Origin of the sequence: Bradyrhizobium sp. (assembly GCF_049798375.1) — a bacterium.
Taxonomy (GTDB): Bacteria; Pseudomonadota; Alphaproteobacteria; order Rhizobiales; family Xanthobacteraceae; genus Bradyrhizobium.
Genome location: NZ_JBARGP010000723.1, coordinates 1 through 9,761, shown reverse-complemented (window position 1 = coordinate 9,761; position 9,761 = coordinate 1). Strand labels below are relative to the sequence as shown.

Below are 9,761 nucleotides of genomic sequence, written 5' to 3'. Positions count from 1 at the left end.
TTCTACGGCTTTCCGCGCGCGCTCTATGAGCTGCGTTATCCGGCACCTGGCGCGCCCGAGCTCGCGCAAGACATCGCGGCGCGGCTTGCGGCCGCCGGCCTACCCGCAGCCATCGACCACGCGCGCGGCCTCGATCACGGCGCCTGGGTGCCGCTGCTGTTGATGTATCCGGGCGCTGACATTCCGGTGCTGCAGCTCTCGATCCAGACCGAGCGCGGGCCGAGGCACCATCTGGCGCTGGGCCGCGCACTGGCACCGCTGCGCGACGACGGCGTGCTGATCATTGGCAGCGGCAGCTTCACCCACAACCTCGCCGAGTTCCGGACGCGGCGGCCCGAACTGAATGCGCCGGCGCTGCCCTGGGTCGATGCGTTCGCCGATTGGGTGCATGAAGCGGCGATCGCGGGCCGCGTCGATGATCTGCTCGACTATCGCAGCCGTGCGCCATTCGCCCACAAGAACCATCCGACCGACGAGCACTTTCTGCCGCTGTTCGCCGCGCTCGGGGCCGCCGGCGAGGGCGCCCACGCCGAGCGTTTGCACAACAGCGCCAATTATGGCGTGCTGCGCATGGACGTCTACGCCTTCCACGCGGTGAACGAGACCGCCGCCGCGGCGTAGCCCGACTGAAGCAAACGCGAAACGGCCGCTGGTGGGAGTTCCGGCGGCCGTTTTGCCATTGTTGCGATCGCGTGCGTCCCGCATAGCGGCGACCCACGCGACGAACACTTCTAGCTTCCGACGCCTCTGAAGGCCGACGGTTCGGCGCAACTCCCGCAACGTCAACGCAACGCCTGACGCTGTTCTGAGCGCATGGTCAACGTTACGGGGGATTGTCGATCAGGTCTAATCGTATTAACCTGCGGTCAGGATAAGAAAACCTGATCATGAACATCTCCCTCAAGCAGCTCAGATATTTCGATTCCGTGGCGCGGCTGTCGCATTTCGGCAAGGCCGCGGCGCACTGCGCGGTGACGCAGCCGGCGCTCTCGATGCAGATTCAGGAGCTGGAGAAGACACTCGGCGTGCAGCTTTTGGAGCGCAGCCGGAAGGGCGTCATCCTGACCGAAGCGGGACGCGAGATCGCCGCGCGTGCCGAGCGGGTGCTGGCGGATGTTCGTGACATCGTGGATACCGCCCATCGGCAACGCGGCATGCTGGCCGGCTCGCTGCATCTCGGTGTGATCCCGACGCTCGCGCCCTATGTGCTGCCGGCGGCCTTTCCATTGGTGCGCGACAAATATCCGCAGCTCGATCTGCATCTGCGCGAGACGCAGACCCAGAATTTGATCGAGGAGCTGCTTCAGGGCGAGCTCGATCTGTTGTTGCTGGCGCTGCCGGTCGAGCACCCTGACATCGAGACCATCAAGCTGTTCAGCGACCGCTTTCTGTTGGCGTTGCCCAAGGCGCGGCACATCGCGGCCAATCGCGTGCGCGCCACGCCCGAGCTGTTGCAGCAGGACCGGCTGCTGTTGCTGGAGGAGGGGCACTGCCTGCGCGAGCAGGCGCTGTCGTTCTGCCACCTGCGCCGGGTCGACAACATCGACACGTTCGGCGCTTCCAACCTCTCGACCATCGTGCAGATGGTGGCGAACGGGCTCGGCATGACCTTGCTGCCGGAGCTCGCGGTCGATCTCGAATGCCGGCGCGGCAACATCAAGCTGATGCGCTTCTCCGATCCCGAACCGCGCCGCGTCGTCGGTCTCGCCTTTCGCAAGTCCTCGCCGCGCCAGCGCGACTTCGCCGCGCTCGGCAAGCTGATCGCCCAGGCCGCCTCCGCCCAGATCAAGGACATGGAATTGGTGTGAGGGCATGCTTCGCCAGCGAACACCGTCATTGCGAGCAAAGCGACGCAATCCAGAGTCGAAAAGGAAGTCTGGATTGCTTCGTCGCCTTCGGCTCCTCGCAATGACGGACTCCAAAACGAGCCATAGGACACGGAGCTTGCATAACGGCACACCGCCCGTGCAAGCCTCTGGACATTCCGCGCGCGTCGGGTTCAACTCCTCGCGTGACGACGACCATGGCCGCGAGAGCCAGGCGCCGTCCGCCGGACGCCCGCGCACTTCAATGACAAGGTGACAAAGACGGACGCCGGCTTCGAGGAAACGAACGGGAGAATATCATGGCGGTTTCGCGTCGCGAGTTGTTGGTGGGCGGTGCCGGTGCGCTCGGTGCAGCCTCGTTTTCTTTTCCAATGCCGGCGATCGCGCAGTCCGAGCCGATCAGGATTGGCTGCTTAGCTGCGATGACCGGGCCGAGCTCGGCGCCGACCATCGGTTTCAATCGCGGTGTCGACTTCGCCGTCAAGGCGATCAACGCGGCGGGCGGCGTCAAGGGCCGCCAGATCGAGATCGTGATGCGTGACACCCAGGGCGATCCAACCAAGGCGGTCAATGCGACGCAGGAGATGATCAGCCAGGTCAAGGTGCACGGCATCTGGGGTCCGCTCAATTCCGGCGAGGCGCTGGCGACCACGCCGATCATGGCGCGCGCCAAGATGCCGGACATCCATCCCTGCGTGGTCGAAAGCTTGATCGATCCCAAGAAATTTCCAAGCGCATTCCGGATGGCGCCGTCGAACAACCAGTGGGACGACGCGGTGCGCAACTACTGTCTCAACGTGCTGAAGGTGAAGAAGGTCGCCGTGATCGGCGACACCACCGGCTACGGCGTCACCGCGGTCGGCGCCTCCGCCGCGGCGTTCAAGAAGGATGGCGCCGACGTGGTCTATCAGGCCAATATCGATGCAACCCAGCCGGACATGACGCCGGACATGCTGCGGGCCAAGAACGCCGGCGCCGAGGTCATCGTGGTCTGGAGCGTCACCACCGGCATGGAGGCGCGCATGTTCAACACCCGCGCGGCGATGAACTGGGACGTGCCGTTCGCCGGCCATCCCTCGCTGGCGTCGGGTGAGCTGGCGGGCCTGGTCGACAAGCCGGAGAACTGGAAGAAGGTCTACGCCATCGGCTACAAGCGCTGCAGCTATGATGCCTCGGGCAAGCTGCCGCCCAAGAGTGAGGAGCTGGTCGGCCGCCTGACCAAGGCCGGCGTGGCGCTCAACGACACGCTGCTGTGGTGGATCGCGGGCGGCATCGACGCCATCGAGCTGTTCGCGAAAGCGGTCGAAGCCAGCGGCGGGACCGACTCGGCGGGCATCACCGCCTATCTCAATTCGCTCAACAAATATCCCGGCTATTTCGGCACCTATACGTTCTCGCCGACCCAGCATAACGGCTATCCAACCGACGAGATCGTGATGTCGGAGGCCTCGACCGCGAAGAACGGCACCTTCGCACTGGCGCCGGGCTATACCTGAGGCGGCGCGAGGCCATCGCCATGCTCGCCTCGATCATCGCTTCCGGGTTGGCGGCGGGCGCGATCTACGCGCTCGTCGGCGTCACCTACAACACCATGTTCTCGACCTCGCGGGTGATGAGCTTTACCGCGGGGCAGCTCGCCATGCTTGGCGGCGTGTTCGGTTCGCTGTTCACCTTGAAGCTGGGCTGGCCCGCGATCGCGGGCTTTGCGATGACGCTAGTCTGCTGCGCCATCATCGGTGTCATCACCGAATTCGTTGCGGTCAGGCCGGTGCTGAAAAACCTCGACCAGCATCTCTACGTACTCTCCACGCTGGCGCTCGCGCTGATGATCCAGCAGGTCGCGGCGATCAAATGGGGCACCGAGCCGCAGCCGTTCCCGCGCCTGTTTGGGCTCGGCAGCGGCGTCTGGGACGAGAAGTTCTGGCTGCCGGTTGCGGCCTGCGCCGTCACCATCATCGGGCTCGAATATCTTTATCGCCGCACTCTGGTCGGCCGCGCCTTTCTGGCGATTGCAGAGGATAATTTCGCCGCCCGTGCGCTGGGCCTGCCGGAGCGCAATTTGCGCATCGCGAGCTACGCGCTGGCAGGCGTGGTCGGCGGCATCGCCGGCTTCTCCGGCGGGCAGTTGCTGCTCGCGTTCTTCGCCAACGGCGCGCTGTTGAACTTCTATGGCTTCGTGCCCGTTGCGCTCGGCGGGCTCGGCAACAATCGCGGCGCCATCGCCGGCGGGCTCGCGCTCGGCCTGTTCCAGCAGGCCGCGAACTTCCTGGTCGGCGGCATCTTCTCCTCGGTTGCGGTGTTCACGCTGTTCATCGTGGTGCTGCTCGCCGCGCCGCAGGGGCTGTTCGGCTCCGCCACCGCGCGGAGGGTGTGATGGCGATGCTGTCCGCGACCTCTGCTCCGAATGCCACGCCTGCGACATCCTTTGCCTGGACAAGGCTCCTGCCGTTTGCCGGCATCCTGCTGGCGGCCATCGTGCTGCCCTTCGTCACCAACGATTACTGGGTGCTGATCGGCACCCGTATGGCGATCTATTGGGTGCTGGTTTCCGGTCTCAACCTCGTGGTCGGCTTCGCCGGGCATCTCGCGATCGGCTACGTCGCGCTGTTGACGCTCGGCGCTTACACGACGAGCGTGTTGGTAGCAGGCAACGTACTGCCCGCGCTGCCGGTGTTCGCGGCGCTGCCGCTCGCGGCGGTCGTCGGCGCCATCTTCGGCGTCGTCGTCGGCCTGCCGGCGCTGCGGCTACGCACGTTCTATTTCGCGATGTCGACGCTCGGCTTCGCCACCATCGTCACGCAGATCGCGCTGGCCTGGCAGAGCGTAACCGGCGGCGGCATCGGCATCGCCGGCCCGGAGTTTCCGCCGCCCTTCGATACGCCTTTCGGCTTCTACGCGCTGTGCATCGGCTTTGCTGTCGTCACCACCTGGATCAGCGCCAATGTCGGGCACAGCCGGTTCGGCCGCGCGCTGATCGCGCTGCGAGACGCCGAGGTGGCGGCGGAGTCTGCCGGCATTTCCAAGCAAGCGCTGCTGGTGGCGGTCTTCCTGCTCGCAGGAGGCTGCGCCGGTGTCGCCGGCGGGCTGTTTGCGACCTTGCAGACCTATATCACGCCGGACGCCTTCACCTTCGATCTCTCGGTGCTGTTTTTCATCGCCATCTTGATCGGCGGCCGCGGTTCGATTCTCGGCCCGCTGCTCGGCACTATCATCCTCACGGTGCTGCCGGAGTTCGCGGCACCGCTCGCGGCCTGGTCGACCTTCCTGTACGCGGTGCTGCTGCTCTTGATCGTGCTGGTGATGCCGGGCGGCATCGCGGCGCTGATCGACATGCGCAATCGCCGCCCGCTTGCGGCCAATCGCGCCATCCTGCCAAGGCCCTCGGCGCTCGCCGAGATCATGCGCGGTCGCATCGGCGGCAAGGTGCTTAGCCTGCGCGGCATCGCGCTGTCGTTCGGCAATGTTCGCGCCATCGACGGCCTCGACCTCGACGTTGCGCCCGGCCAGATCCACGGCCTGATCGGGCCGAACGGTTCTGGCAAGACCACAACGTTGAACGTGATTTCCGGCTACTACGCGGCCAAGGCCGGCGCCATGACGCTCGGCGACGCCGCGCTGCCCCCGGGCCGGCCGGCCTTGCGTGCCATCAATGGCATCGCCCGCACCTTCCAGACCCCGCGGGTGATCGGCGAGGCCTCGGTGCTGGAGAACGTCATGATCGGCGGCAGCGTCGATGGCCGCGCCAGCTTCGTCGAGGCGATGCTGTCGCTGCCGCGCAGCCGGCGCGACGAGCGCGCGCTGGCGGAGAAGGCACATGCGCTGCTCAATGTCGTCGGCCTCGACGGCGTCAGTGAGGTCCGCGCCGACCGGCTCCAACACAGCGAATTGCGCTTCGTCGAGATCGCCCGCGCGTTGATGCTGGACCCCGACATGCTGCTGCTCGACGAGCCGGCCGCCGGCCTCTCCAATGACGAGATCGCGCGGCTCGCCGACCTGATCCGCGCCATCGCCGCGCGCGGCACCGGCGTGCTGCTGGTCGAGCACCATGCCGACCTGATCTTCGATATCTGCGACCAGGTCACCGTGCTCAACCTCGGCCGCACGCTGGCTGCCGGCACGCCGGCCGAGATCCGAGTCCACAGGGAGGTCGTCAGTGCTTACCTCGGCGGCTGATGCGCTACTGACTGTCCGCGCGCTCGAATCCGGTTACGGCAAGATCCGCGTGCTGCACGGCGTCGACATCTCGATCGCGGCGGGCGAGGTGGTGGCGCTGCTCGGTCCGAACGGCGCCGGCAAGACCACGCTGCTGCGTGCGATGTCCGGCCTGCTGCCCGTCAATGCCGGCGAGGTGCGTTTCGACGGCCGTGACATCAGCAACACCACGCCGCGCGAGGCGGCGCGCGCCGGCCTCGTGCATGTGATCGAGGGCCATCGCGTGTTCACGCAGATGTCGGTGTTGGACAACCTCCTGCTCGCGGCCTACGACCTGCCGCGCGGCGAGCGCAACGCACGCATCGAGCAGGCGCTGGCGTTCTTTCCCGAGATCGCCGCCAAGCGTCACGAGCGCGGCGGCGCGCTGTCCGGCGGACAGCAGCAGATGCTGACGGTGGCGCAGGGTCTGGTGCGGCAGCCGCGCCTTCTGATGCTGGACGAGCCCTCGGCCGGCCTGTCGCCGGTGCTGGTCGATCGCGTGCTCGACGTGATCGATCGCTTACGCAAGCAGGGCACCGCGGTGCTGCTGGTCGAGCAACTCCTGGAGAAGGCGCTGCGTTGCGCCGACCGCGTCTATGCGCTGGTGCAGGGCCGGATCGTGTTGCAAGCGTCCACAGCCGAGGACAATCTGCCGCACCGGCTGGAGCGCGCCTATTTCGGCCATGAGAGCCACGCGTTGGCCGGGCCGTGAGCCGAGCCTTGCCCATCCCGTAACTTTGATCCTACAGTCTCGACATCAGCAGCCGTCACGCGCGGCGCCAACAAACAAGAATCGGGGAAGCGCCATGGCGTCAGCGCCTGTCAGCCGTCGTATATTCATCAGATCGTCTGCGGCCGCCGCGTCCTGGCTCGCGGCTTCTCCCGCGCTCATCGGCCGCGCGCAGGCCGCGACGCTGAAGCTGAAATGCTCGTCCTCGTTGCCGAACGATCCGAAATTCGCCAATGGCCGGGTCTATTACGACAATCTGGTGAAGAGCCTGAAGGCCAACGGGCTCGGTGACATGGTCGACGTCGCCTTCTTCCCCGACAATCAATTGGGCCAGGAGATCGACGTCATCAACTCGGTCAAGCTCGGCGTCATCGACATGATGGTGTCGGGTTCGTCGATCTCGGCCAACCTGGTTCCGCTGGTCGGCACCTACGACCTCGGTTATCTCTTCTCGAGCTTCCCGCAGCAGACCAAGGCGTTCGATGCCGGCGCGGCCAAGCCGATCGAGGACGCGCTGCTCAAGGGCGCCAACATCCGCATCATCGCCTGGGCCTATAATTTCGGCTCGCGCAGCGTGCTGGCGAAGAAGCCGGTGAAGACGCCGGACGACCTCGCCGGTCTCAAGATCCGCACCTTGCCCAATCCGATCATCACCGAGTGCCTGCGGCTGATGGGCGCGGCCGCGACGCCGCTGGCCTTCGGCGAGATCTACACCGCGCTGCAGGCCGGCGTGCTCGACGGCCTGGAGCACGATCCGCCGACCATCCTCGCCAGCAAGTTTTTCGAGACCGCGAAGAACTACGCACTGACGCAGCACAATTTCTCCCCGCTCGCGATCTATTTCAGCGAGGCGACCTTCACCCGCATGGATCCGAAGCTGCGCGACGGTTTTCTTGATGCAGCGAAGAAGGCCGCAGTCGAAACCCGCGCGCACGGGCTCGCGGTCGAGAAGGAGGCGCTCGCCGCGCTGGCAGAGAAGGGCGTCAACGTGGTCGAATGCGACCGCGAAGCCTTCCGCAAGCGCGTCGCGCCGCAGGCCGACAATTTCATCAAGGCGCGGCCCGAGGCGAAGGCAGTGATCGAGTTGATTCGCGCGACGCAGATTTGAGATAGCTGTGAGTTTGGTTCAAATAGCTTCTACATCCACAACTGTCATCGCCCGCGAAGGCGGGCGATCCAGTATTCCAGAGACGTTTATATCGACCGATAGGCTGCGGCGTACTGGATGCCCCGCCTGCGCGGGGCATGGCAGCCTCTGCTACGAGGGCGGTTGTTGCGCATGAGCACGGCCGTCGAAGTGTCCGCCCGCCGCGGCGTCGTCGGCGCGCTGCTGGCCATAAGCGACACGATCGCGGCCGTGCTGCTGCTCGCCGATCTCATCGTGGTCTGCGGTTCGGTGCTGGCGCGCTTCGTGTTCAATGCGCCGGTCGAATGGTCCGACGACGTCGCGCGCGGGCTGATGGTCGGCTCGAGCTTCTTCGGCGCGGCGAGCGCGCTGGCGCGCTCGGAGAACCTCGGCGTCGCCTTCTTCGCCGATCTGTTGCCGACGAAAGTTCGTCTCGTGATCGATGCCGTCAGCGCGTTGCTGATCGTGCTGGTCTCGGCCACCGTCGCGTTCAACGCGCTCAAGCTCGGCACCCTGACGGTGGGGCAGACCACCGGCTCGGGCCTGCCGCTGCAATGGACGTTCTATCCGATGGGCGTCGGCGCGCTGTTCATGACGGCGTTTGCGCTCGACATGTTTCGCGCGCGTCAGCTCCGCGATATCGTCGCCGGCGTGATCGTCACCGCCGTGATCGCCGGCCTCTATCTCGCCTGGGATCACCTCTCGCCCGACACGGTGCCGTCGTCGGGCGTGCTGATGCTGATCGGCTTCTTCGTCACTTTGTTCGGCGGCCTGCCGATCGGCTTTGCACTGGCGCTGGCGGCGCTGATCTTCATCTGGGTCGAGGGCACCTTGCCCGGCGTGATCTTTGCGCAGCAGATGGCGCGCGGCATCGACAATTTCGTGCTGCTGGCGATCCCGTTCTTCATCCTGGTCGGCTACCTCATGGAAGCCAACGGCATGTCGGTGCGGCTGATCGAGCTGCTGCAGCGCGGGGTCGGCCGCATGCGCGGCGGCCTCAACGTCGTGATGGTGACCTCGATGGTGCTGTTCTCGGGCATCTCCGGCTCGAAGATGGCGGATGTCGCCGCCGTCGGCTCAGTGCTGATTCCGGCGGCGCGGCGCGCCCGGCAGAATCCGGGCGGCGCGGTGGCGCTGCTGGCAGCTTCTGCCGTGATGGCCGAGACCATTCCGCCCTGCATCAACCTCATCATCCTGGGCTTCGTCGCCAACCTCTCGATTGGCGGGCTGTTCGTCGCGGGGCTGTTGCCGGCCGCACTGATGGCGCTGGCGCTGATCGTGGTCTGCATCGTGTTCGGCCGGCGACCGGTGGCGGCAGACGAGCCGCCGGCGAAAGCGGTCGCGGGCCTCTGGACCGGCGCCGTCGCCTCGCTCGGGCTGATCGTGCTGATCTTCGCCGGCTTCAAGTTCGGCTTCGCCACCGCCACCGAGATCTCGGCCTTTGCCGCGCTCTATGCCTTGGTGGTCGGCGGCGTCGTGTTCCGCGAGCTCAATCCGAAATCGACCGCGCAGAGCTTTGTCCATGCCGCGACCCGTTCGGGGCTGGTGCTGTTCATCGTTGCCGCTGCGCAGTCGCTCGCCTTCATCCTGACCCTGCAGCAGGTGCCGCATGCGGTCGGCGACCTCATGCTGTCGCTGTCGCAAAGCCATGGCGTCTGGCTGTTCATGCTGCTGTCGATCGCGGTGCTGATCGTGATGGGCTCGGTGCTGGAAGGCGCGGCGGCGCTGATCATCTTCGGGCCGCTGTTGCTGCCGGTGGCCGTCAGGCTCGGCGTCGATCCGCTGCATTTCGGCGTCGTGCTCGTGATCGCGATGGGCATCGGCCTGTTCGCGCCGCCGCTGGGCTTAGGCCTCTACGGCGCCTGCCTGATCGGCAAGGTGCCGGTCG

Annotated in this window: 8 protein-coding genes; all 8 read left to right on the top strand. The window is 66.1% G+C overall.

The annotated features are described in order from the left end of the window. Positions 1-621: DODA-type extradiol aromatic ring-opening family dioxygenase (locus WA702_RS28080; RefSeq protein WP_425113800.1), on the top strand; the 621-nt coding region annotated here is incomplete at its 5' end. Positions 622-887: 266 nt separating this feature from the next. Further along, positions 888-1,808, top strand: a complete 921-nt coding sequence (locus WA702_RS28075) for a LysR substrate-binding domain-containing protein (protein ID WP_425113799.1) — start codon at positions 888-890, stop codon at positions 1,806-1,808. A gap of 317 nt (positions 1,809-2,125) precedes the next feature. Next, on the top strand, positions 2,126-3,322 hold the full coding sequence (locus WA702_RS28070; protein WP_425113798.1) for an ABC transporter substrate-binding protein: 1,197 nt from the start codon (positions 2,126-2,128) through the stop codon (positions 3,320-3,322). 20 nt (positions 3,323-3,342) lie between these two features. Next, a complete protein-coding gene (locus WA702_RS28065; RefSeq protein ID WP_425113797.1) occupies positions 3,343-4,200 on the top strand; it encodes a branched-chain amino acid ABC transporter permease in 858 nt (285 codons plus the stop codon). Next, complete coding sequence (locus tag WA702_RS28060) at positions 4,200-5,999, top strand: ABC transporter permease subunit (protein WP_425113796.1); 1,800 nt, start codon at positions 4,200-4,202, stop codon at positions 5,997-5,999. The genes WA702_RS28065 and WA702_RS28060 overlap by 1 nt, the downstream gene beginning before the upstream one ends. Beyond that, positions 5,980-6,729 (top strand): ABC transporter ATP-binding protein, encoded by a 750-nt coding sequence (locus WA702_RS28055; protein ID WP_425113795.1) that lies wholly within the window; start codon positions 5,980-5,982, stop codon positions 6,727-6,729. Before WA702_RS28060 ends, WA702_RS28055 begins: the two co-directional genes overlap by 20 nt. A gap of 94 nt (positions 6,730-6,823) precedes the next feature. After that, positions 6,824-7,855, top strand: coding sequence for a TRAP transporter substrate-binding protein (locus WA702_RS28050; RefSeq protein ID WP_425113794.1), 1,032 nt, complete (start codon positions 6,824-6,826; stop codon positions 7,853-7,855). A 171-nt stretch (positions 7,856-8,026) separates the two neighbouring features. Then, a partial coding sequence (locus WA702_RS28045) for a TRAP transporter large permease subunit (protein ID WP_425113793.1) occupies positions 8,027-9,761 on the top strand: 1,735 nt, incomplete at its 3' end.

Coding starts and splice junctions, on each gene's coding strand:
- WA702_RS28075 (WP_425113799.1), top strand. CDS start 888: ATGAACATCTCCCTCAAGCAGCTCAGATATTTCGATTCCGTGGCGCGG.
- WA702_RS28070 (WP_425113798.1), top strand. CDS start 2,126: ATGGCGGTTTCGCGTCGCGAGTTGTTGGTGGGCGGTGCCGGTGCGCTC.
- WA702_RS28065 (WP_425113797.1), top strand. CDS start 3,343: ATGCTCGCCTCGATCATCGCTTCCGGGTTGGCGGCGGGCGCGATCTAC.
- WA702_RS28060 (WP_425113796.1), top strand. CDS start 4,200: ATGGCGATGCTGTCCGCGACCTCTGCTCCGAATGCCACGCCTGCGACA.
- WA702_RS28050 (WP_425113794.1), top strand. CDS start 6,824: ATGGCGTCAGCGCCTGTCAGCCGTCGTATATTCATCAGATCGTCTGCG.